The organism is Streptomyces sp. NPDC048278, from assembly GCF_040652195.1.
Lineage (GTDB): Bacteria > Actinomycetota > Actinomycetes > Streptomycetales > Streptomycetaceae > Streptomyces.
Genome location: NZ_JBEZLP010000001.1, coordinates 408,269 through 430,065, shown reverse-complemented (window position 1 = coordinate 430,065; position 21,797 = coordinate 408,269). Strand labels below are relative to the sequence as shown.

The 21,797-nt window shown below is 72.4% G+C and carries 18 protein-coding genes; 14 read left to right on the top strand and 4 right to left on the bottom strand.

Translation table 11 applies throughout. From position 1 onward, the window contains the following. Genes AB0D74_RS01980 through AB0D74_RS01920 form a run of 13 tightly spaced genes read left to right on the top strand, consistent with a single transcriptional unit; the run spans nucleotide 1 to nucleotide 14,396 of the window. On the top strand, nucleotides 1–1,542 hold the full coding sequence (locus AB0D74_RS01980; RefSeq protein ID WP_362579282.1) for a right-handed parallel beta-helix repeat-containing protein: 1,542 nt from the start codon (nucleotides 1–3) through the stop codon (nucleotides 1,540–1,542). A 1-nt stretch (nucleotide 1,543) separates the two neighbouring features. After that, nucleotides 1,544–2,809, top strand: a complete 1,266-nt coding sequence (locus AB0D74_RS01975) for an O-antigen ligase domain-containing protein (RefSeq protein WP_362579279.1) — start codon at nucleotides 1,544–1,546, stop codon at nucleotides 2,807–2,809. Between the two features lie 2 nt (nucleotides 2,810–2,811). Further along, entirely contained in the window at nucleotides 2,812–4,053 is a 1,242-nt protein-coding gene (locus AB0D74_RS01970) for a glycosyltransferase (protein ID WP_362579276.1), read from the top strand. Beyond that, complete coding sequence (locus AB0D74_RS01965) at nucleotides 4,050–5,297, top strand: class I SAM-dependent methyltransferase (RefSeq protein WP_362579273.1); 1,248 nt, start codon at nucleotides 4,050–4,052, stop codon at nucleotides 5,295–5,297. The genes AB0D74_RS01970 and AB0D74_RS01965 overlap by 4 nt, the downstream gene beginning before the upstream one ends. Then, nucleotides 5,294–6,088: a sugar phosphate nucleotidyltransferase gene (locus tag AB0D74_RS01960; RefSeq protein ID WP_362579270.1), complete on the top strand. Its 795-nt coding sequence runs from the start codon at nucleotides 5,294–5,296 to the stop codon at nucleotides 6,086–6,088. The genes AB0D74_RS01965 and AB0D74_RS01960 overlap by 4 nt, the downstream gene beginning before the upstream one ends. Next, the gene (locus tag AB0D74_RS01955; RefSeq protein ID WP_362579267.1) at nucleotides 6,085–6,732 is read left to right on the top strand and encodes a PIG-L deacetylase family protein; all 648 of its coding nucleotides are present in this window, start codon (nucleotides 6,085–6,087) and stop codon (nucleotides 6,730–6,732) included. Before AB0D74_RS01960 ends, AB0D74_RS01955 begins: the two co-directional genes overlap by 4 nt. Nucleotides 6,733–6,735: 3 nt before the next feature. Further along, entirely contained in the window at nucleotides 6,736–7,761 is a 1,026-nt protein-coding gene (locus AB0D74_RS01950) for an SDR family oxidoreductase (RefSeq protein WP_362579264.1), read from the top strand. Continuing rightward, nucleotides 7,749–9,032 carry a DUF4910 domain-containing protein gene (locus AB0D74_RS01945; RefSeq protein ID WP_362579261.1) on the top strand — a complete coding sequence of 428 codons (1,284 nt, stop codon included), beginning with the start codon at nucleotides 7,749–7,751 and terminating at the stop codon, nucleotides 9,030–9,032. The genes AB0D74_RS01950 and AB0D74_RS01945 overlap by 13 nt, the downstream gene beginning before the upstream one ends. Before the next feature lie 5 nt (nucleotides 9,033–9,037). Next, nucleotides 9,038–10,333 (top strand): hypothetical protein, encoded by a 1,296-nt coding sequence (locus tag AB0D74_RS01940; RefSeq protein ID WP_362579258.1) that lies wholly within the window; start codon nucleotides 9,038–9,040, stop codon nucleotides 10,331–10,333. Continuing rightward, the gene (locus AB0D74_RS01935) at nucleotides 10,330–11,277 is read left to right on the top strand and encodes a glycosyltransferase family 2 protein (protein WP_362579255.1); all 948 of its coding nucleotides are present in this window, start codon (nucleotides 10,330–10,332) and stop codon (nucleotides 11,275–11,277) included. Before AB0D74_RS01940 ends, AB0D74_RS01935 begins: the two co-directional genes overlap by 4 nt. Continuing rightward, nucleotides 11,274–12,506, top strand: coding sequence for a polysaccharide pyruvyl transferase family protein (locus AB0D74_RS01930; RefSeq protein ID WP_362579252.1), 1,233 nt, complete (start codon nucleotides 11,274–11,276; stop codon nucleotides 12,504–12,506). Before AB0D74_RS01935 ends, AB0D74_RS01930 begins: the two co-directional genes overlap by 4 nt. Then, nucleotides 12,503–13,054, top strand: coding sequence for a dTDP-4-dehydrorhamnose 3,5-epimerase (gene rfbC, locus AB0D74_RS01925; protein ID WP_362579249.1), 552 nt, complete (start codon nucleotides 12,503–12,505; stop codon nucleotides 13,052–13,054). The genes AB0D74_RS01930 and rfbC overlap by 4 nt, the downstream gene beginning before the upstream one ends. Before the next feature lie 7 nt (nucleotides 13,055–13,061). After that, nucleotides 13,062–14,396: a glutamate-1-semialdehyde 2,1-aminomutase gene (locus AB0D74_RS01920; RefSeq protein ID WP_362579246.1), complete on the top strand. Its 1,335-nt coding sequence runs from the start codon at nucleotides 13,062–13,064 to the stop codon at nucleotides 14,394–14,396. Nucleotides 14,397–14,403: 7 nt separating this feature from the next. On the opposite strand, the gene AB0D74_RS01915 is transcribed toward AB0D74_RS01920, so the two are convergent. The 4 genes from AB0D74_RS01915 to AB0D74_RS01900 all read right to left on the bottom strand — a co-directional run bounded on the left by AB0D74_RS01915 (nucleotide 14,404) and on the right by AB0D74_RS01900 (nucleotide 21,082). Next, the gene (locus AB0D74_RS01915) at nucleotides 14,404–15,126 is read right to left on the bottom strand and encodes a phosphatase PAP2 family protein (RefSeq protein ID WP_362579243.1); all 723 of its coding nucleotides are present in this window, start codon (nucleotides 15,124–15,126) and stop codon (nucleotides 14,404–14,406) included. Nucleotides 15,127–15,213: 87 nt separating this feature from the next. Next, the gene (locus AB0D74_RS01910) at nucleotides 15,214–18,420 is read right to left on the bottom strand and encodes a hypothetical protein (protein WP_362579240.1); all 3,207 of its coding nucleotides are present in this window, start codon (nucleotides 18,418–18,420) and stop codon (nucleotides 15,214–15,216) included. A gap of 71 nt (nucleotides 18,421–18,491) precedes the next feature. After that, on the bottom strand, nucleotides 18,492–19,820 hold the full coding sequence (gene dacB / locus AB0D74_RS01905; protein ID WP_362579237.1) for a D-alanyl-D-alanine carboxypeptidase/D-alanyl-D-alanine-endopeptidase: 1,329 nt from the start codon (nucleotides 19,818–19,820) through the stop codon (nucleotides 18,492–18,494). 317 nt (nucleotides 19,821–20,137) lie between these two features. Continuing rightward, a complete protein-coding gene (locus AB0D74_RS01900) occupies nucleotides 20,138–21,082 on the bottom strand; it encodes an SGNH/GDSL hydrolase family protein (RefSeq protein ID WP_362579234.1) in 945 nt (314 codons plus the stop codon). Nucleotides 21,083–21,511: 429 nt separating this feature from the next. Here AB0D74_RS01900 and AB0D74_RS01895 point away from each other — a divergent pair, with 429 nt between their 5' ends. Then, a complete protein-coding gene (locus AB0D74_RS01895) occupies nucleotides 21,512–21,652 on the top strand; it encodes a hypothetical protein (protein ID WP_362579231.1) in 141 nt (46 codons plus the stop codon). Nucleotides 21,653–21,797 lie beyond the last annotated feature (145 nt).

Below are 21,797 nucleotides of genomic sequence, written 5' to 3'. Positions count from 1 at the left end.
GTGGTGATCAAGAGGCGGCACTGGGTGCTGGCGGCGGCACCGCTGGCGCTGGCCCTGCTGACGGCGACCGGCTGCGACAGCACGTCGGGCGGCGGTGCGGCGGAGCCGACCGCCGCACCGTCCACGTCCACGTCCGCGGCCCGCGCGGTGGCCCGGGTGTGCGCCAACCCCGCGCCCGGTCCGGCGAAGGCACCCGCGGGCGCGGTCACCGTCGACCCCGCGGTCGTCGGCGACCTGGCGGCCAAGACCAGGAACAGCCCCGCGAACACCACGTTCTGGCTCCGGCCGGGCACGCACCGGCTCGCCCCGGACCGCTACGCCCAGGTCATCCCCAAGAAGGGGGACCGCTACCTCGGTGCGCCCGGTGCGGTCCTCGACGGCGGGAAGAAGAACCAGTACGCGTTCGCGGGCACCGCCGGCGACGTCACCATCCGCTACCTGACCGTGCAGCACTTCGTCGCCCCGCTGAACGAGGGCGTGGTCAACCACGACTCGGCCGACGGATGGGTGATCGAGCACACCACGATCCAGGACAACTCCGGTGCGGGGCTGATGGCCGGCGCCCGCCAGCAGGTCCGTGCCAGCTGCCTGCGCGACAACGGACAGTACGGAATGAACGCGTACAAGGGCGGCGGCGGCATCACCGGCCTGGTGGTCGAGGACAACGAGATCACGGGCAACAACACCGGCAACTGGGAACGGCGCCAAGAGGGTTGCGGCTGCACCGGCGGCATCAAGTTCTGGGCCGTCGACGGCGCGGACATCCGCGGCAACTGGGTGCACGACAACCGTGGGGCCGGGTTGTGGGCGGACACCGACAACAACGACTTCCTCATCGAGGACAACGTGCTCGACTCCAACGACGGGGCCGCGCTGATCTACGAGACCAGCTACAACGCGGTCATCCGGAACAACACGATCCGGCGGAACAACTGGGTCGACGGCCGCAGGTACGCCGACCGCGGCGACAACTTCCCGTACGCGACGGTCTACCTGTCCGAGTCCGGCGGCGAACCACGGGTCAGGGCCCGCACCGACAAGATCGCGATCTACCGGAACGTGTTCGAGAACAACTGGTCCGGGATCACCCTGTGGGAGAACGCCGACCGGTTCTGCAACAGTCCGGCCAACACCTCGTCCGGTGACTGCACGCTGCTGGTGAAGAACGCCCACCGCTGCACGAAGCCGGCGATCGACAAGGCACCGCTCTACGCCGACTGCCGGTGGAAGACCCAGCGGGTGGACATCCACGACAACCGGTTCGTGCTCGACGAGTCCGTGGTCAGGTGCACCGAGATGTGCGACCGCATGGCGGTGCTGTCCAACTACGGCACCTATCCGGACTGGTCCCCGTACAAGGGCGAGAAGGTGGCCGAGGCGATCACCCACAAGCAGGACAACCGCTGGCACGACAACGTCTACCTCGGACCGTGGGAGTTCGTCGCCTACGACCCGAGCCGGGTGCTCGACTTCGACGAGTGGCAGGGCCCGGACTACGGCCAGGACGCGGGCAGCACCCTCGACTCAGGGGCCGGTGGCTGAGATGAAGAGACAGGTCGAGGTGGACAGGGAACACGGCGCCGACCAGCCGAGCAGCTCCGGCACCCCGAAGATCGTCGGGATCGTCTGGGGACTGCTGGTCCTCAACACGCTCGGTTCCGCGGGGGCGAAGACCATCGTCCCGCTGCCGCGCTCCCTCATCCAGATGGTCACCATGGGCGCCCTGGTCGCCGCGTTCACGCTGGCGCTCGTGGTCAACGTCCGGCTCCGCATCCGGCCCAGCGCCTACCTGCTCCTGCTCACCCTGCTGCTGGTGACGAGCGTGATCTCCAGCGCCAACCTGGAGTCCGGGTTCGGCGCGCTGTTCCGCTGCTTCCGGCTGACGCTCTTCGTCGGCACCCTGTGGCTGCTCAGCCGCTGGTGGGACGGCAGCCTGACGTTCGTCCGCTACCACATCCGGGCGTACTTCGCGGTCCTCGGGTCGGTGGCCGCCGGCCTCGTCGTGTCACCGGGCGCGGCCCTGCCCGACCTCTACGGCGGCCGGCTGGTCGGCGCGCTCTGGCCGCTCACCCCGCCGCAGATCGGGCAGTACGCGGCGGTGATCATCGGGCTCACCGCCCTGCTCCTCCTGGGCCGCCGGACCGACCGCAGGAGCGCCGCGACGGTCATCGTGCCGTCCTTGGTCCTGCTCGCGCTGACCCACACCAGGACGGCCACGCTCGGCCTGCTGCTCGGGCTGGCGCTGGCGATCGGCTCGCTCGTCCTGACCAGCTCGGCCGCCCGCCGCTTCTTCACCTGGGCGGTGATGTTCGCCGCGGTGGCCGCGGTCGGGTTCGCCGGCGCCCTGCAGACGTGGTTCCTGCGCGGACAGACCAAGGAGAACTTCTCCAGCCTCACCGGCCGGGCCAAGGTCTGGGACGCCCTCCTGGCCGCGCCCCGGACGACCTCGGAGAAGTTCCTCGGCGTGGGTCTGGGCGACAAGTCGTTCGGCGGGCTGCCGATCGACAACAGCTGGCTGGCGGTCTACAACGAGCAGGGCCTGGCCGGTGTCACCCTCGTCGCGGTGATCCTCTGCGTGCTGGGCGGTGTCGCGCTGCTGAGGCCGCCGTCGCTCCAGCGGGCCTGTGCGATCTTCCTGATCAGCTACTGCGCGATCGCCTCGTACACCGAGGCCGGACTCGGTGACGCCTCGCCGTACCTGCTGCATCTGGCCCTGGCCGCCTCGCTGCTGGCGACACCCGCCGCGGCGGCCCCCGCCCCGACACCCGCACTCCCGCGGCGGACGACCCAGGGAACGGAGGTGGCCTGACCATGCACGTCCTCGTGGTGCACAACCGCTACGGCTCCGCGCAGCCGAGCGGGGAGAACAAGGTCGTCGACCAGGAGGTGGAGCTGCTGCGCGCGGCCGGCCACCGGGTCGGGCTGTTCGAGCGGCGCAGCGACGACATCGCCGCCCGGTCGCTCCCCGGCAAGGTGGCGGTGCCGCTCCTCGTGCCCTGGAACCCGGCCGTCCGCACCGAACTCGCCGCCCGGCTGCGCACCGAGCGGCCGGACGTGGTGCACGTCCACAACGTCTTCCCGCTCCTGTCGCCCGCGGTCCTCGCCGCGTGCGCGGACGCCGGGGTGCCCGCCGTCGCCACACTGCACAACTACACCCAGGTCTGCCCGCCCGGCACCCTGCAGCGGGACGGTCGGCCGTGCACCGAGTGCGTCGGTTCGGCACCGCTGCCCGCCGTCCGGCACGGCTGCTACCGGGGCTCCCGCCTCGCGACGGTGCCGCTCGCCGTCAGCCTGTCGGTCAACCGGCGGCGGTGGTGGTCCGGAGTGGAGCGCTTCCTCTGCATCTCCGCGGCCCAGCGCGAGGTCCTGGTGCGCTCCGGCATGCCGGCCGAGCGACTGGCCGTGAAGCACAACTTCGTGCCGGATCCGGGCAGTTGCCGGGAGGGCGGCGGAGAGCACCTGCTCTACCTGGGCCGGCTCGCGGAGGCCAAGGGCGTACGGCTGCTCATGGCCGCGTGGGACGAGATCGCGGCCGGCGGCGGGGTGGGCGTACCGCTCGTGATCGCCGGAACCGGGCCGCTGGAGCCGGAGGTGGCCGCCTGGGCGGCGGACCGGGACGACGTGCGCTACGTCGGCCTGCTGGACACGGCGGAGTGCCGGAAGGCCATCGAGCGGTCGGTCGCCGTGGTGGCCCCCTCGACGTGGCTGGAGGCGTTCGGGCTGGTGGTCGTCGAAGCGATGGCGGCCGGGGTGCCGACCGTCGCCGCCGGCCACGGCGCCTTCGTCGAACTCGTCGAGGACGGGGTCACCGGGCTGCTGCACCGGCCCGGCGAGGCGGGTTCGCTCGCGTCCTGCATACGCCGGATCGCGTCCGGACCGGACCGCAACCGGGAGATGGGCCAGGCGGCCCGCCGCCGCTACGAGCAGGGCTTCAGCCCGGCCGTCGGCCTGGCACGCCTGCTGGAGGAGTACCGCACCGCGATCGCGGGACGGTCGGCACAGGCTCGTGGCGGGGACACCCGCGCGGGCAGGGGGGATGGGGACAGCACATGACACGATGCCGACTCTGCGGCTCGGAAGCCTTGGCGAGCGTCGTCGACCTGGGGGCGACGCCGCCGTGTGAGAGCTTTCTCGCCGCGGACCGACTGGACGAACCGGAGCCGGCGTACCCGCTGCACCTGCGGGTCTGCACCGACTGCTGGCTCGCGCAGATACCTCCGCTGATCACGCCGGAGGAGACGTTCAAGGAGTACGCGTACTTCTCCTCGTACTCGACGTCCTGGGTGGAGCACGCGCGCACCTTCGTCGCCGGCGCCGCGGAGCGGCTTCCGCTCGGCCCCGACGCCTTCGTGGTCGAGGTGGCGAGCAACGACGGGTACCTGCTGCGGCACGTGGTGGACCGGGGGATCCGCTGCCTCGGCATCGAGCCGTCGGTGAACGTCGGCGGCGCGGCACGGGAGGCGGGGGTGCCCACGCTCACGGAGTTCCTCTCCCCGGAGACCGGTGCGGCCGTCCGCGCCGAGCACGGCCCGGCGGACCTGGTCGTGGCCAACAACGTGTACGCGCACATCCCCGACGTGGTCGGCTTCACCCAGGGGCTGCGCGCCCTGGTCGCCGACGACGGCTGGGTCTCGATCGAGGTGCAGCACCTGCTGACCCTGATCGAGGACAACCAGTACGACACGATCTACCACGAGCACTTCCAGTACTACACGGTCGCCTCCGCGATCCGGGCCCTGGCCAGCGGCGGACTCACGCTCGTGGACGTCGAGCTGCTGCCCACGCACGGCGGCTCCGTCCGGCTGTGGGCCCGCCCGGCCGAGGCGGCAGGCGAGCCGACGCGGCGGGTGACCGACGTACTGGACCGGGAGAAGGCCGCCGGACTCCAGGAGCTGTCCGGGTACGCCGAGTTCTCCGCCCGGGTGGCCAAGGTCCGCCGGGACCTGCTCCGGTTCCTCATCGACGCGGCCGAGCGCGGCGAGACGGTCGTCGGCTACGGCGCCCCGGGCAAGGGCAACACCCTGCTCAACCACTGCGGCATCCGCCCCGACCTGCTCGCCTACACCGTCGACCGCAACCCGTACAAGCACGGCAGGTTCACCCCGGGCACCCGCATCCCGATCCTGGCGCCCGAGCGGATCGCCGCCGACAAGCCGGACTACGTCCTCGTCCTCCCGTGGAACCTGCGGGCCGAACTCACCGAGCAGCTGGCCTTCGTGCACGAGTGGGGCGGCCGGCTCGTCTTTCCCATCCCGGAACTGAGCATCGTCGAGGCCGCGAAAGAGGTCACAGCATGAAGGTCGTCCTGTTCTGCGGCGGTTACGGGATGCGGATGCGCAACGGAACCTCCGACGACGTGCCCAAGCCGATGGCCATGGTCGGCCCGAGACCGCTGATCTGGCATGTCATGCGCTACTACGCGTACTTCGGGCACACCGACTTCATCCTGTGCCTCGGGTACGGGGCCCACCACATCAAGGACTTCTTCCTCAACTACGAGGAGACGACGTCCAACGACTTCGTCCTGCGGGGCGGGAAGACCGAGCTGCTGTCCACCGACATCGCCGACTGGACGATCACGTTCGCGCAGACCGGCATCGAGTCACCCATCGGGGAGCGACTGCGCCGGGTCCGCCACCACCTCGACGGCGACGAGATGTTCCTCGCCAACTACGCCGACGTGCTCACCGACGCCCCGCTGCCGGAGATGATCGACCGGTTCGCCGCACGCGACGCCGGGGCGTCGATGATGGTGGTCCCGCCGCAGTCGTCGTTCCACTGCGTGGAGCTGGGCGAGGACGGCCTGGTGGGCGGCATCACCGCGGTCAGCGAACTGCCGCTGTGGGAGAACGGCGGCTACTTCGTGCTCCGCCAGGAGGTCTTCGACCACATACCGGAGAACGGCGACCTCGTCGCCGACGGATGCGCCCAACTGGCCAAGCGGGGGCGGCTGGTGGCACACCAGCACCGCGGCTTCTGGAAGCCGACCGACACCGTGAAGGAACGGGCCGCGCTCGACGAGGCCTACACCCGGGGCGACCGCCCGTGGGCCGTGTGGGAGCGGGACCGGGCCGGAGCCCGCGCGTGATCAGGCTCGGGGCCGGCCCCCTGGACCGGATCGTCGCGGTGGGCGCGCACTGTGACGACATCGCCATCGGCGCCGGCGGCACACTCCTGACGCTCTGCCGGGCGCGGCCGGGCATCCGGGTCGACGCCCTGGTGCTCACCGGCGGCGGCAGCGAGCGCGAGCAGGAGGAGCGGGCCGCGCTCGCCGCCTTCTGCCCGGGCGCCGACCTGCGGCTGACCGTGCACAAGCTGCCGGACGGCCGGTTCCCGGCCCACTGGGAGGAGGCCAAGTCCGCCGTCGAGGAACTGCGTACGCAGACCGACCCGGACCTGGTCCTCGCGCCGCGCACCGACGACGCCCACCAGGACCACCGCGGCCTGGCCAAGCTCATGACCACCGCGTTCCGCGACCACCTCGTGCTCGGCTACGAGATCGTCAAGTGGGACGGCGACCTCGGCCGGCCGGCCGCCTACCAGCCGCTGGCCACGGAGACCGCCGAACAGAAGGTGCGGCTGTTGCAGGAGCACTATCCCTCGCAGCGGCACCGGCCCTGGTACGACCGGGAGGCCTTCCTGGGCCTCGCCCGGATCCGGGGCATCGAATGCCACGCGCGCTACGCCGAGGCGTTCGCCGTCACCAAACTCACGCTCAACCTGGGGGGTTGAACCTTGCGCGTACTACTGACCGGACACCAGGGCTATCTGGGCACCGTGATGGCCCCGGTCCTCGAGGCCGCCGGGCACGAGGTCGTCGGCCTCGACTCCGGCCTGTTCGCCGACTGCGTGCTGGGCCCGCAGCCCGCAGACCCGCCCGGGCACCGGGTCGACCTGCGCGACGTCACGGCCGAGCACGTGGCCGGGGTGGACGCCGTGATCCACCTGGCCGCGCTCTCCAACGACCCGCTCGGCTCGCTGGCCCCGGAACTCACCTACGACATCAACCACCACGCGTCGGTCCGCCTCGCCCGGCTGGCCCGCGACGCCGGGGTACGGCGGTTCCTGTACGCGTCGACGTGCTCGGTCTACGGCGCCGCCGGCGGCGACGACCTGGTCGCCGAGGACGCCCCGCTGCGCCCGGTGACGCCGTACGCGGAGTCGAAGGTGCGCGTCGAGGACGACCTGCACGCGCTGGCCGACGACGACTTCACCCCGGTGTTCATGCGCAACGCCACCGCCTTCGGCTACTCGCCCCGGCTGCGCGCCGACATCGTGCTGAACAACCTGGTGGGCCACGCGCTCCTTTCCGGCGAGGTGCTGGTGCTCTCCGACGGCACCCCCTGGCGGCCGTTGGTGCACGCGGCCGACATCGCACGCGCCTTCACGGCCGCGCTGACCGCGCCGCGCGAGGCGGTCCACGACCGGGCGTTCAACATCGGCAGCGAGATCAACAACGTCACGGTCGCCGAGATCGCCGAACAGGTCGCCGAGGCGGTGACCGGCTCGAAGGTGGTGATCACCGGGGAGAACGGGGCCGACCCGCGGTCCTACCGGGTGGACTTCTCCCGGTTCCGCGCCGCGATACCCGGCTTCGACTGCGAGTGGACGGTGAAGCGGGGCGCCCTCGAACTCGCCGACGCCTACCGCAAGTTCGACCTGACCCGGGAGGCCTTCGAGCAGCGCTTCACCCGGCTCGCCGTCCTGCGCGCGGCCTCCGAGACGGGCACCGTCGACGACACCCTCAGGTGGCGCGGGTGACCGACGTGAGCGAGGAGATGTACGCCCTGGTGGAGCGGATGTACCCGCTCTGCCGGAGCATCACGGGCGACGGTGTGCGTGCCACCCTGGACATCGTCGGCGAGTACATCCCGTTGCAGGTGCACGAGGTGCCGACCGGGACGCAGGTGCTCGACTGGACGGTGCCGCAGGAGTGGAACATCCGGGACGCGTACGTCGCCGACGCCACCGGCCGGCGGGTCGTCGACTTCGCCGCGTCCAGCCTGCACGTGCTCGGCTACAGCGTCCCGGTGGCGGCGACCATGCCCCTCGCCGAGCTGCGCGGACACCTGCACACGTTGCCGGACCAGCCGTCCTGGGTGCCGTACCGCACCAGCTACTACAAGCCGGACTGGGGCTTCTGCCTGGCCCAGGAGACCCTGGACGCGCTGCCGGACGGCGACTACGAGGTGCGCGTCGACTCCACCCTCGCCGACGGGCACCTCACCTACGCCGAGTACGTGGTCCCCGGACAGGTCGCCGACGAGGTCATCGTCTCCTGCCACGTCTGCCACCCGTCGCTTGCCAACGACAACCTGGCCGGCATCGCGGTGGCGACGTACCTGGCCCGGGCCCTCGCGGAGCAGCCGACCCACTACACCTACCGGTTCCTGTTCGCGCCCGGCACCATCGGGGCGATCACCTGGCTGGCCCGCAACGCGGAGCGGGTGGACCGGGTCAAGCACGGACTGGTCCTGGCCTGCGCCGGGGACCCGGGCCAGGTGACGTACAAACAGAGCAGGCGCGGCGACGCGGAGATCGACCGGGTGCTCCAGCACGTGCTGACCGCCTCCGAACGCCCGCACCGCATCACCGAGTTCACCCCGTACGGCTACGACGAGCGGCAGTTCTGCTCGCCCGGCTTCAACCTGGGCGTGGGCTCGCTCACCCGCACCCCGTACGCCGGCTACCCCGAGTACCACACCTCGGCGGACAACCTGGACTTCGTCTCCCCGGCGGCGATGGCGGACACGCTGGCCGTCTGCCGCGAGGCGTTCGCCGTCCTCGACCGCAACCGGCGGTACGTCAACCTCAGCCCCTACGGCGAACCGCAGCTGGGCCGGCGCGGGCTGTACGACGCGCTCGGCGGTCGCAGCGACACCAAGCAGGCCCAGATGGCCATGCTCTGGGTGCTCAACCTCTCCGACGGCGAGCACAGCCTGCTGGACGTCGCCGAGCGGTCCGGGCTGCCGTTCGACACCGTCGCCGCCGCGGCCGACGCCCTGCGCGGCGCCGACCTGGTCAAGGAATGACGCCCATGACCACCCAGGGGGAGAAGGAGAAGCCGACGGCACCGGCCGGGTCCGCCAGGCGGGCCCTGGTCGGCCGGCTGTCCTGGGGACTGGCCGACCAGGCGGCCTCCAGCATCAGCAACTTCGCGGTGGGCCTCTACGTGGCCCGCTCGCTCGGGGTCACCGCGTTCGGCGTGTTCAGCCTGGCCTGGGTGACCTACGGCGTGGTGCTCAACGTCTCCCGGGGTCTGGCCACCGACCCGCTCGTGGTCCGCTTCAGCGGGGTGCCGGACGCGTCCTGGCGTGGCGCGGTGGCCCGTTCGACGGGTACCGCGCTCGGCGTCGGCGCGGCCCTCGGCGTGGTGTGCCTGGCGGCCGGACTCGGCCTCGGCGGCCGGGTGGGGCCCGCCTTCGCCGCCCTCGGTCTCCTGCTGCCGGGGCTGCTGCTCCAGGACGCCTGGCGGTTCGCGTTCTTCGCCGCCGGCAACGGGCGCAAGGCCTTCCTCAACGACGTGGTGTGGGGCATCGCGCTCGTCCCGGCCATGGTGGTGGCGGCCCACGTGGACACCGTGGCCGCCTTCGTGTTCGCCTGGGGCGCGTCCGCCACGGTGGCCGCCGGCTACGGCTACCTCCAGTCCGGCATCCGGCCCCGGTTGGCCGAGGCCCGCGGCTGGCTCCGCGAACAGCGCGATCTCGGCTACCGGTACCTGGTCGAGAACGTCAGCCTCAGCGGCGCCAGCCAGGTCCGGGCCTACGGGCTCGGCGTGATCGTCGGGGTCGGCGCGGTGGGCGCGGTGCGGGGCGCCGAGCTCCTGATGGGCCCGTTCCTCGCCGTGCTGATGGGGCTTTCGCTGGTCACCGTCCCGGAGGCGGCGCGGGTGCTGCGCCGGGCCCCGCACCAACTGGGCAGGTTCTGCCTCCTCCTGGGCGGCGGACAGGCCGTCGGCGCGCTGCTCTGGGGCTCGGCGCTGCTGCTGATGCCGGACCGGCTCGGCGACCTGGCGCTCGGCGACGTCTGGCACTCCTCCTCGCACCTCGTCGTGCAGATCACCCTCAGCGTCGCGGGGGCCGGCCTCGGCACCGGCGCGGCGGCCGGGCTGCGCGCGCTCGGCGCGGCTCGGCGCAGCCTGCGCTGCCAGCTGTTCGCCTCCGCCTGCTACGTCGGCGGCGGGCTCGGCGGCGCGGCCCTCGCCGGCACGTCCGGCTCGGCCTGGGGCGTCGCCGCCGCGACCCTCAGCGGCTCGGCCGTCTGGTGGCTGCAACTGCGGTCGGCCCTGCGCGAGCGCCACCGCAATCCCATCCCCGAAGTGAGGACCGCATGACCGACCGACCCAGGCTGAGCATCGGCCTGCCCGTGTACAACGGCGAGGAGTACCTGGCCGAGTCGTTCGACGCCCTCCTCGGCCAGACCTACGAGGACTTCGAACTGGTCGTCTCCGACAACGCCTCCACCGACGGGACCGAGGACATCTGCCGCAAGTACGCGGCGCAGGACTCCCGTATCCGCTACCACCGGCTGCCCAGGAACATCGGCGCCACCCCGAACCACAACCACGTGTTCGCCGAGTCCCGCGGCGAACTGTTCAAGTGGGCCTCGCACGACGACCTCTACGGCCGCGAGCTGCTCCGGCGCTGCGTGGAGGCGCTGGACGAGCGGCCGGACGTGATCCTCGCGCACACCGACCAGGCGGTCATCGACGGCGACGGCCAGGTCACCGTCCCCTACGAGTACACCCTCGCCACCGGCTCGCCGCACGCCCCGGAGCGCTTCCGCAGCCTGCTGTTCGAGCCGGGCGGCGACGACTTCTACGGGGTGATCCGGGCCGACGTGCTGCGCCGGGTGAAGCCGATGGACAGCTACCACCACGCCGACCGCACGTTCGTCGCCGAGATCACCCTGCACGGGCCCTTCCACCAGGTGCCCGAGCTGCTGTACTTCCGCCGCGACCACCCGACCCGCGCCGAGCGGGCGAACCCGTCCAAGCGCTCCCGGTGCGTCAACCTGGACCCGCGCAGGGCGGGCCTGCTGCACCCGACGCCCCGGCTGCTCGCCGAGTACGTCTGGGGCTTCGCCTCGGCGATCCGGCGGGCGCCCCTGTCCCCGGCCGACCGGCGCGCCTGCTACGGCCACCTGTCCGCCTGGATGACCAGCAGGGTCCGGCCGGGCGCCGGAGAGCGGGTCGAGGACCGGGCCCCGGTCGACCCGGCCCTGCTCACGGTCTCCGTCGACGCCCTCGTCGCCGGCCGCGAGGGGCGGCGGCGATGACGGCCACGGACGCAACTCCCGTACGCGTCGGGGTGTTCGGCCTGCTCGGCTCCGGCAACCTCGGCAACGACGGATCGCTCCAGGCCGTCCTCGGCTACCTCCGTGCCGAGCACCCCGAGGCGGCCGTGGACGCGTTCTGCGGCGGCCCCGAGGCGGTCACGGCCCGGTTCGGGATCCCCGCCACGCGCATGCACTGGAACCGCGCCGAGTACCGGACCGCGTCCCGCGTGGGCTCGATCGCGGCGAAGGGCCTCGGCAAACTCGTCGACGTCTTCCGCACCGCCGCCTGGGTGCGCCGGCACGACGTGGTGATCGTGCCGGGCATGGGCGTCCTGGAGGCCACCCTGCCGCTGCGGCCCTGGGGCTTCCCTTACTCCCTGTTCCTGCTCTGCGCGAGCGGCCGGCTGCTCGGCACCCGGGTCGCGCTGGTCAGCGTCGGCGCCGCCGAGATCCGCAACCGGCCCACCCGGGCCCTGGTGCGCCGCTCGGCACGGCTCGCCGCGTACCGGTCGTACCGGGACGCCCAGTCCCGGGACGCGATGCGGGCGATGGGCGTGGACACCACCCGCGACGAGGTCTACCCGGACCTCGCCTTCTCCCTGCCGACGCCGCCGGCGAGCGCGCCGACGCAGACGCCGGGCCCGGTCTGCCTAGGCGTCATGGACTTCCACGGCGGCAACGACGACCGCGCCCGGGCCGACGAGATCTACCGCCGCTACCTCGACGGCACGATCCGGTTCGTCCGCACACTGGTCGAGGAGGGCAGGCCCGTGCGGCTGCTGACCGGCGACCAGTGCGACCTGTCGGTGGTCGCCGCCATCCTCGACGCGGTCGACTCACCGCTGGTCACCGCGGCCGAACCGGCCTCACTGGCGGACCTGATGAACGAGATGACGGCCGCCGACACCGTGGTGGCCGTCCGCTACCACAACCTGATCTGCGCGCTGAAGACCGGAACGCCCGTGCTCGCCCTCTGCTACGCGGCGAAGAGCGACGCGCTCATGGACCGGATGGGCCTGGGCGCGTACTGCCACCCGGCCCGCGAGGTCGACGCCGACCGGCTCCTCGAACAGTTCCGGGACCTGGAGAAGCACGCGGCGGAACTGCGGCGGACCCTCGCCGAGCGGAACCGGATCGCCGCAGAGCAACTCACCGAGCAGTTCACCGCCTTGACCACGACCCTGTTCCCGGCGCACGACCACGCCCACGCCCCACGGAAGGCTTCATGAAAGCGACCGAAGTCCCGGAGATCGCCGGCGCGTTCCTGTTCGAGCCGACGCCCCACGCCGACGAACGCGGCTTCTTCTGCCGCACCTTCGACGCCGACGTCGTCCGCTCGGTGGGCCTCGACCCGGACGCCTTCGTCCAGGACAGCGTGTCCCGCTCGGTCCGCGGCGTGCTGCGCGGCCTGCACCTGCGCTCCGGGGCCGGCGAGGCCAAGCTGGTGCGGTGCTCGTACGGTCGGATCTTCGACGTCGTCGTGGACCTGCGGCCGGACTCGCCGACGTACCTGGGCCGGGCCTTCTTCGAGCTGTCCGGCGAGACGCAGAAGTCCGTGTACATCCCGGCGGGTTGCGCACATGGCTTCCAGACTCTTACCGAAATCTCAGACACCTCTTACCGTATTGACCGTCAGCACGATCCGTCCGAGGACGTGACGATCGCCTTCGACGACCCGGAACTCGCCATTCCCTGGCCACTGCCGGTCACGTCGATGTCCCGACGGGACCGGGAGGCGCCGAGCCTCGCCGAGGTCCTGAAGCACCAAGAAAGATGAGGTCGGCGTGCACACCCAAGACCCCGAGGGGCTCCTCCTGCCCCGCTCGCGACAGGCCAACGAGCGGCTGCACTCCATGATCCCAGGAGGCGCGCACACCTACGCCAAGGGCGACGACCAGTACCCCGAGAACCTGGCCCCGGTCATCAGCCACGGCAGCGGTGCCCACGTGTGGGACGTCGACGGCAACCGCTACATCGAGTACGGCTCCGGCCTCAGGTCGGTCAGCCTCGGGCACGCCCACCCCCGTGTGCTGGAGGCGGTACGGCGGGAACTCGGCCGCGGCAGCAACTTCGTCCGGCCGTCCATCGTCGAGGTCGAGGCGGCCGAGCGCTTCCTGGCCACCGTGCCCACCGCCGACATGGTGAAGTTCGCGAAGAACGGCTCCGACGCCACCACCGCCGCCGTGCGCCTGGCCCGCGCCGTCACCGGGCGCCCGCGGGTGGCCCTCTGCGCGGACCACCCGTTCTTCTCCGTCGACGACTGGTTCATCGGCACCACACCGATGAACGCCGGCATCCCGGCGGCGACCACCGAGCTCACCGTGTCCTTCCCCTACGGGGACCTGGCCGCCACGGAGGAAGTGCTCACCCGGTACGAGGGGGAGGTGGCCTGCCTGATCCTGGAACCCGCCACCCACACCGAGCCGCCGCCCGGTTACCTCGCCGGCCTGCGCGAGCTGGCCGACCGGCACGGCTGCGTCCTGGTCTTCGACGAGATGATCACCGGCTTCCGCTGGTCCGAGGCGGGCGCCCAGGGCCTGTACGGCGTCGTCCCCGACCTCTCCACGTTCGGCAAGGCGCTGGGCAACGGGTTCGCCGTCTCCGCCCTCGCCGGGCGACGCGACCTGATGGAACGGGGCGGACTGCGTGATTCCGGCGAGCGGGTGTTCCTGCTGTCCACCACCCACGGCGCGGAGACGCACTCCCTGGCCGCCGCGATGGCCGTGCAGGCCACCTACGTCGAGGAGGGCGTCACCGCCCGGCTGCACGCCCTGGGCGAACGGCTGGCCGCCGGTGTCCGCCAGGCAGCGGCGGCCATGGGCGTCGGCGACCACGTCGTCGTCCGGGGCCGGGCCAGCAACCTGGTCTTCGCCACCCTCGACGAGGACCTGCAACCCTCGCAGCGGTACCGCACCCTGTTCCTGCGCCGGCTCCTCGCGGGCGGGGTGCTCGCCCCGTCCTTCGTGGTGAGCAGCGCACTCGACGAGGCGGACATCGACCGCACCGTCGACGTGGTGGCCGAGGCGTGTGCGGTGTACCGGAAGGCGCTGGACGCCGCGGACCTGCGCCCCTGGCTGGCCGGGCGGGCGGTGAAGCCCGTGTTCCGCCGTCTGGCGTGACGTGACGTCAGCGGGGCACCCGCTGGGCCACGTCCGGCCTCCGCGCGGCCGTCTGGTCGGCCATCCGGTCGACCAGCCACGCGGTCGCGGGTACCACCGCCAGCGCGGTGCACCAGCCGCCGAGGGCGTCGGTCGGGTAGTGCGCGCCGAGACCGACCTCCGCCCAGCCCATGACGGCGCCGGCGACCAGCGCCGCCGTCAGCACGAGCGCCGTGCCGGCCGCCCTGCCGAGGCCGAGCCGGCCCGTCGCGAGGAGCGCCGCCATGAGGGCGAGCGCGGTGAAGAAGGCGGTGTGCCCGCTCGGGTAGGACAGGTTGCCGGGGCCGTGGATGGTGCGTCCCACCAGATGCTTGAGCAGCGTGGTCGTCCCCACGGTCAGGCCCGCGCCGGCCACGACGAGCACCGCCGCGCGGGGCCGCCGGAACAACAGGCAGCCCGCCACCCCGGCCGCGATCACCAGTGCCGACCCCACGGGTTCCCCGAGGAAGTCCAGGACCAGGGCGACGTGCCGCCACGGCCCCCGCACACTGTCCGCCGTCGGCGGGACGAGCCACCGGTCCACCCCGCCGGGTTCGCTGTGTCCCGCGTACCGGACGCCGAGCACGACGACCACCAGCGCGGCGAGCGCCACGACCGGCCGGAGCCACGCGCGCAGCACCGGGGGCAGCACCCCGCGCGACGCGGGCCGGGCCGGGCCGGCTTCCAGGTCCGCTCCTGCCAGACGATCCAACGCGAGCCCCCCGTCGTGTCCGAACCCCCCCAGCGACCATAGCCGCCCCGCGCCGGACGGGTGGCCCGACCGGGCCGTCGCCACGGCTCAGGCCCGTTCAGGCGGCGGGAACCGGTCGAGGTCTGTCCGATACCGCTCCATGGACTCCAGAAGCTCCCGCGACAGCCGGCGCTCCAGCTCCCCGGTACGGTCCGGCCACAGCACCCGGAACAGCGGAGGGCAGAGCTCCGGCGGCAGCGCCCTGAGCCTTTCGTGCTGCCTGCCGAGGGCGAGCGGCACCAGGTCCTTCGCCAGGAAGCCCGCGAAACCGTCCGACACGCCCGCGGGAAGCCGTTCCCTGTCCCGGCAGAAGGCCGTGATCAGCATGTTCACGGCACGCACCAGATGCGGTGACGGCGCGTCGAGCAGCAGCCGTATGCCGCTGAGGGCGCGCTCGTAGAGTGCGGTCAGGTGGCCGTCGGCCGGCCCGTCGCGGTCGCCGAGGAGCAGTTCGAGCAGATCGTGGGCGAGCGAGGAGGCGGCGGCGCCCTCCACCGCGACGAACGTGGTGACGGCCGGGCCGAGCCAGTGGAACACCGGGTCCATGGCGTGCCGTATCACCGAGTCGTTGGTCCCGGCGGACAGCGACATCTTGTGCCACACCTCGTCCCAGTACGACCGCGACCAACCGGGACCGCCATGCCCCGGGGGATAGCGGTAGAGCCAGTTCATGTCGAGCGGCTCGGGCGGCCTCGTACCGTCCTCGCCCGCACGCAGCGACACGTCCAGGGCCCGCCGGTTCTCCTCCCAGTAGGGGTGGACGCCGAGCGAGAGGGCGAAGTCCGTCCACTGGCCCTCGTACATCGCCGAGCGCCACAGCAGGCAGTGCCGGTGCCAGGCGCTCACCGGGTCCGCGGAGTCCGGGAACAGCTCGGCCACCGAGCAGCGCCCGGCGAGCAGAACGGTGACCAGGACGAGGTTGGAGCCGTACAGACCGTGCCGCGTCGCCGTGCGCAGCAGCGCGGGACGGTAGCCCGGGTACTGGTCGCCGGTGCGGGTCTCGTGCTGGGTGTGCACCTGGACCAGCCGCTCCGCGAGCCGGCGGCGTTCGGCCGCGGGCATCCGTCCGGTCAACGACCGCGCGAAGCGCAGCATCTGACGGGACGACAGGGAGGCGTACGACAGCAGCGCGAACGCGAGGTCGTCGTCGAAGAGGGCACCGCCGAGCGAGAGGGCGGGCCGGGGCCTGAGCAGGTCGGCGAGCACATGCAGGGTGAGCCGGATCGCCAGGTACTCGCCGAACGTCGCATGGAGGAACTCGTAGCTGGCGAGCACCTGCCCGTCGCGCACCGACTGGGCGCGCTGCACGAAGAAGAAACGGCCCAGCGCCGTCTCGGCGGCGTTCAACGGGGTGCGGAAGGCGGCGGCCTGGGTCTGCCGCCGCCCGAGGACCGCCGTGAGGTCCTCCTCCAGCTCCGCCGCCGACACCCACTGGCGGCGCCGGTTGAGCTGGGCGAAGGCCACCAGGGAGAGCCGCTGCAACTCCTGCTCGATCCGCTCGGCGGTCTCCTCCTCCGGTACGGCGTCCAGGGTCGACTTGCCCACCTCGCGCCGTGCGAAGGAGGTGAGCAACTGCTCGTAGAGGTCGGCCACGTCCAGGGAGTCACCGGTGGCCCGTTGCAGGCCTCCGTCGGTGGCGTCGTACAGCGCGAGCATGGTCAGCAGCAGTGGCTGGGCGGCGAGTTCGGCGTGCCGTACGACGTGCCGCCACGTCAGCGGGGCACGGCCGCGGGCGGCGAAACCGGCCGCGTTGGCCGCGTTCCACACCGCCAGCCACTGTCCGATCTGGTCGTCCCGGAACGGCTCCAGGCGCAGCGCCACCAGTCCGTCGGGATACCTGGCGCGGTCCGCGACGGCGGTACGACTCGTCACCAACGCCAGTACCGTGCGGCCCTGTTCGGCCTCCCGCTGCTGGAACTGGGCCACGCGGATCAGGAAGTTGTTCTGGTGCACTCCGGTGGTCTGCAGCAACTCGTCGAAGCCGTCGAGGAGCAGCACCGGGGTGCTGCCGCCCGCCGCCCGCACCAGCTGCGGCCAGCTCACGGTCTCACCGGTGGCCGCGCGGATCGCCTGCTCGATCTGGTCCTGGAGCTCGTCCTCCGCCCGCACGTCCCGCAGCGGCACCCGCACCGGCAGGAAGCCCACGGCCGGAAGGCGCGCGGCCAGCACCCGGGTCAGCGCGGACTTCCCGGCTCCCGGCTGGCCGAGGACCAGCAGCGGTGCCGCGGGCGGCTGGGGGGAGGTCAGCGCCCCGGCCAGGTACCGGGTCAGGTCCTGCCGGACGGGGACGCGCTCCCACCACGACTCGTCGGCCGGTCCGCCCGGTCCGGACACCCCGGACACCCGGAAGTCCGGGTCGAGGTAGAGCTCTTCCAGGGTGGGGATGAGGATGCCGTCCGGCGCGGGCTCGGCATCCAGGACGGTGCGGGTCAGCGCGGCCTCGTGGGCGCGTGCGAGTGCGGCGGCCACGTCGACCGGCGGGTGCAGCGCCTGGGCGGTACGGGCGAGGAGTGTCTCCACACCGTCCAGCGCGCGGTGCACCTCGGCCCGGGTCGCCCGGTGTTCCATCTGCGCCGTCCAGAGCCCGAACTCGGGTGCGTGTAAGCCGAGTTGCCTGTACAGGTCCCGGTAACGGGCCTGCGCCGTCCCGGGCAGGACCCCGGTGAGCAGGCGGGAGGCCTCCCGCCGGTCAGGAGTGGCGAGGCGCTCCCAGACCGCCAGTCCCTCGACGAAGGCCAGGAATCTGCCGGCGTACTCGTCGTAGCGGCCGAGCAGGGCCGCCTCGACCGCCTCGGCCGGGGCGTGCGGGGCGGGGCTCGGCAGATCCGCCGCGACCAGCAGCGCGACGAGATCCGGGACCTGCGGTGCGGGCCCCGCCGGATCCGCCCGGGCGAGCGCGAGCTGCTCGTCCCGCGTCAGATCGAGCTCGTCGAGCCCGAACGGCAGGGCCAGCTCCTGCATGGCCTCGAAGAACGCCACCACCACGACCACCGTGTGCGCGGCGCGCAGCACGTCCGTCCGCTCGGCCCGGCTGTGCGCCCGGCCGAGACGCGCGCCGATCCCCTGGACCGCGTCGCGGCCGAGGCCGAGGACGCGGCCCCTGGCGTCGGCCATCCCGATCACGGTGCCGCTGATCCCGCCGGTCGCCAGGTTCAGCGCGCCGCCGAGGACCCGGTCGAGCGCCGCCAGCCGGGCCGGTTCGGCACCGAGCAGCACCAATGCGTCGCCGAACCTCAGCAGTCTGCGCGCCCCCATGGCCCCCACTCCCCGTGTGCGGCCTCCACTGTCGCACGTGCGGGCTTCCGGAGGCGCGCGGACCAGGAGCCTTACGCCCAGCAGCCGTTGACCGTGGCCGCCAGTCCGTCCAGGGCGTCCTTGGTGGCGGCCGGGTCGGCGGTGGAGTTGTTCTCGATGAAGGAGAAGACCTTCCAGCGTCCGTCCCCGGCCTTGGTCAGGCCGCTCAGTGCGATCGCACCGGTGAGCGTGCCCGTCTTCGCCCGGACCTTGCCGACGGCGCACTGCGAGTCCGCGGTGTCGAAGCGACCCCACTCGGGACCCAGGGTGGAGCCGGCCTCACCGGCGACCGGCAGGCCGTCGACGATGTATCCGAGGGTCTGGGCGTTGCGCGCGTCGTCGGCGAGATCGAGGATGTCGGCGATGGTCTGTGCCGGGATGCGGTTGGCACGGGACAGCCCGCTGCCGTCGTGGATCTCGTAGTTGTCCAGCGAGACGCCGTACCCGCGGAGCACCTCGCGCACGACCGCGGTGCCGTCCTCGAAGGTGGCCGGGCGGCCGGCCCCGATCGCGGTCGTCCGCAGCAGGGTCTCGGCGATGTCGTTGTCGCTCACCTTGAGCATGTGCTCCACGATGGCGGACAGCATGCCGGACCGGTGCTGGGCGACCGGCACGTCGCCGGTGGCCGCCGTGCCGTGGGTGACGCCGCCCGTGACGGTGACACCCTGCTGGGCGAGGAATCCGGTGAAGACCTGGCCCGCGTCCAGCGACGTGTCCGTGACCTGGTGGCCGTCGACCACCAACGCCCGTACCGGTGCCACGGAGTCCGGGTAGTAGCCGTCGTTCCAGCCGGTCGCGAGCGTGGGCTCGGGGAAGAGGCTGTCGTCGACCTGGACCTTGACCGAGGTGAGCCCCGCGCTCTTCAGCCCCGCGACGGCGTCCTTCGCCATCGCGTCGAGGTCGGCGCTGGTCAGGGTGCGGTCACCGCCGCCGACGAGGGTGAGGGTGCCGTTGCCGTAGACGGCCTTGGTGGTGAACCGGTGGTCGGGTCCGAGCACCGTCAACGCGGCCGTGGCGGTGCCGAGTTTGGTGTTCGACGCGGGCATCAGCGCGGTGCTCGCGTCATGGCCCCAGACGGCCTTGTCGGACGCGGCGTCGATGACGACGCCGCTCAGGGTGGAGCCCAGCCGGGTGTCCTGCACGCGGGCGTCGAGATTGTCCGCGATCTTCTGCTCGGCGGGGTCGAGCGCGGTGACCGCCGGCATGGCCTTGTCGGCGGCGAAGGCGCTCGTGCCGAACAGGAACGTCCCGGCGACGGGCGCGGCCACGGCGACGACGGCGACCCGGCGGAGCGCGGGGTGGAGGGTTCTCGCCGCGCGGCGAGGAGCGGCAGCACGGGCGGGGGATGGGGGGTTGGACATGCAGACCTCGTTGAAGTACTCGCGGAACAAAGGGAGTTGACGGACAGAACGCGATCTCTCAAGAGAGAAAGCTACCTGTGCGACCCTGTTCCGCCACCGCGCCACCGCGGCGCGCCGAGCCTTCGACGGGGCGTTCTGCCGTCGTCGCGGCCGATCTTCGGGGCGATCACGCCCGACACGGGAATTCCGTCCCAGCGCGTCACGAACTGCCCGAGACGGAGGCGCACATGGAGACGAGCAGGCGCTTCTTCGGCTCCAGGTGGCGATCTGGGCCTGCGCCTGGCTGTACGAGGGGGAAGCGTGTCGGAGACACCTGGTCAGCCGGTTGCGCGCAGCGCTTCCAGTACGGCTCGGGACATCCCGAGCTGGCCGCGTGCGTTGGGGTGGACCGGAGCCGCCGGAGCAGCGGGTACCAGGGGCTCGATCCACCGCACGTCCGCGTCCGCGCAGGCGTCCCGGCCGGCTGAGGGAGTGTAGGTGTCCACGTACGTGGCCCCGGCGGCGCGTGCCCGGTCCCGCAGCACGTCGTTGAGCCGCCGTTCCTTCTGGCGCAGGAAGGCCACGTCGCCCGGTGCGAGCCCCATCGCGCGTTGGCAGCCGTCGTCCTGGGCGGGCAGGACCGCCGGATAGCCCACGACGAGCACGCGTGCCCTGGGCGCCCGGCGCTTGATGTCGCCGAGCGCGGTGGCCACCCGCCCGCCCGCGGTGTCGATCCTGGTCTCGATGTCGTCGCCGTCGCGGGAGGCGTACCACTCCCGGCACGGGGCGTCGTCCGCCTTCGAGCCGCGGATCCCCTTCTCCACCTGATAGAAGACGCCCGCCTTCACGCAGGTGGTGACCATGGAGCTGAAGCCGATGTCGTTGCCGCCGATACCGAGGGTGACCAGCCGGGTGGTGGCCGTCACGGCCGACAGCTGGGCCGGGTTGGTTCCGTGCCCGGTGGACTGCGCGGCGAGCAGATCGGCCGTGGTGGCTCCGCTGCAGCTCAGGTCGCGGAACTCGGCCGGCTTCAGACCGAGGTCGGCGGCGAGCAGCGCGGGATAGTTCCGGTCGGACCGCTCGCAGCCCGTGGGCCTGCCGTTCTGGCCGGGGATCTTCGGCCCTGCCGTGTACGAGTCGCCGAGGGCGACGTACGGCCCGGTGGGGAGTACCACCTGCGACGACGCCGAACCACCGGAATCGCTCCTGGTGAGGGCGACCGTGGCGACGAGTGTCGCGCAGGAGACCGCCGCCGTCAGTCCCAGGGTGATACGAGTCCTCATGCGTGCTCCTGCCTCCGGTGCGGGGCCCGAAGGACGCGTGACCACCGAGGGCCACGGCCGCCGGTCGCCGATGTCGCCCCAGTGTCTTGGGGGCAGGTGCGCCATGTCGTCGTGCCGCTGCCGTCTCTGTCCGTACACAAGGCGCAGTACGACCGGGCGCCGGACTCCGTCCCAGTGCGGAGGAACCGGCCCGGCACGCCGTCGCCGAAGGGCCGCTCCCCGTTCCCCTCGCCCGGTCGGGCCGAGTTCCTTCACCACCTCCGAGGCGGACCGCTTCGCGTCCGGCGGGCGGCGCGGCGACCACATGTCACCCGTTCGGCCTACGCGGGACCGTCCCCGGGTGCGACGTCCCCCGTTCGGCCGCACGGTGGAGGTGGCCGACTTGCCGCCATGCAACAGCCATGATCGCCAGCTTCTCGGGGAGGCGCCGTGATCGTGATAGCCCTGCTCACCCCGGTGGTGCCGCTTGTCCTGCTGGTCGCGCTGCCCGCACTGGAGGACCGCCTGTTCCCACCGCCACCGCCCCTCCCGGAGCCGACGGACCTGGAAGAACGGACCGAAGGCGACTGACACTCCACCCCGCCCGCGGAGCCGACCTCCCGTCCGGACCTCATCCCCCTCGTGCACCTCGGCTGAAAGGGTGTGGGGCCGGGTCGGACCCAGTCGCGCGGCGCCGCGTTCAGAGCGGTGAGCCGAGGGGTGGCCTCGGCCTCCG

What these genes read in the sequence shown, in the direction of transcription:
- AB0D74_RS01975 (WP_362579279.1), top strand. Translation starts at nt 1,544, where the DNA reads ATGAAGAGACAGGTCGAGGTGGACAGGGAACACGGCGCCGACCAGCCG.
- AB0D74_RS01970 (WP_362579276.1), top strand. Translation starts at nt 2,812, where the DNA reads ATGCACGTCCTCGTGGTGCACAACCGCTACGGCTCCGCGCAGCCGAGC.
- AB0D74_RS01965 (WP_362579273.1), top strand. Translation starts at nt 4,050, where the DNA reads ATGACACGATGCCGACTCTGCGGCTCGGAAGCCTTGGCGAGCGTCGTC.
- AB0D74_RS01960 (WP_362579270.1), top strand. Translation starts at nt 5,294, where the DNA reads ATGAAGGTCGTCCTGTTCTGCGGCGGTTACGGGATGCGGATGCGCAAC.
- AB0D74_RS01940 (WP_362579258.1), top strand. Translation starts at nt 9,038, where the DNA reads ATGACCACCCAGGGGGAGAAGGAGAAGCCGACGGCACCGGCCGGGTCC.
- AB0D74_RS01935 (WP_362579255.1), top strand. Translation starts at nt 10,330, where the DNA reads ATGACCGACCGACCCAGGCTGAGCATCGGCCTGCCCGTGTACAACGGC.
- AB0D74_RS01930 (WP_362579252.1), top strand. Translation starts at nt 11,274, where the DNA reads ATGACGGCCACGGACGCAACTCCCGTACGCGTCGGGGTGTTCGGCCTG.
- rfbC (WP_362579249.1), top strand. Translation starts at nt 12,503, where the DNA reads ATGAAAGCGACCGAAGTCCCGGAGATCGCCGGCGCGTTCCTGTTCGAG.
- AB0D74_RS01910 (WP_362579240.1), bottom strand. Translation starts at nt 18,420, where the DNA reads ATGGGGGCGCGCAGACTGCTGAGGTTCGGCGACGCATTGGTGCTGCTC.
- dacB (WP_362579237.1), bottom strand. Translation starts at nt 19,820, where the DNA reads ATGTCCAACCCCCCATCCCCCGCCCGTGCTGCCGCTCCTCGCCGCGCG.
- AB0D74_RS01900 (WP_362579234.1), bottom strand. Translation starts at nt 21,082, where the DNA reads ATGAGGACTCGTATCACCCTGGGACTGACGGCGGCGGTCTCCTGCGCG.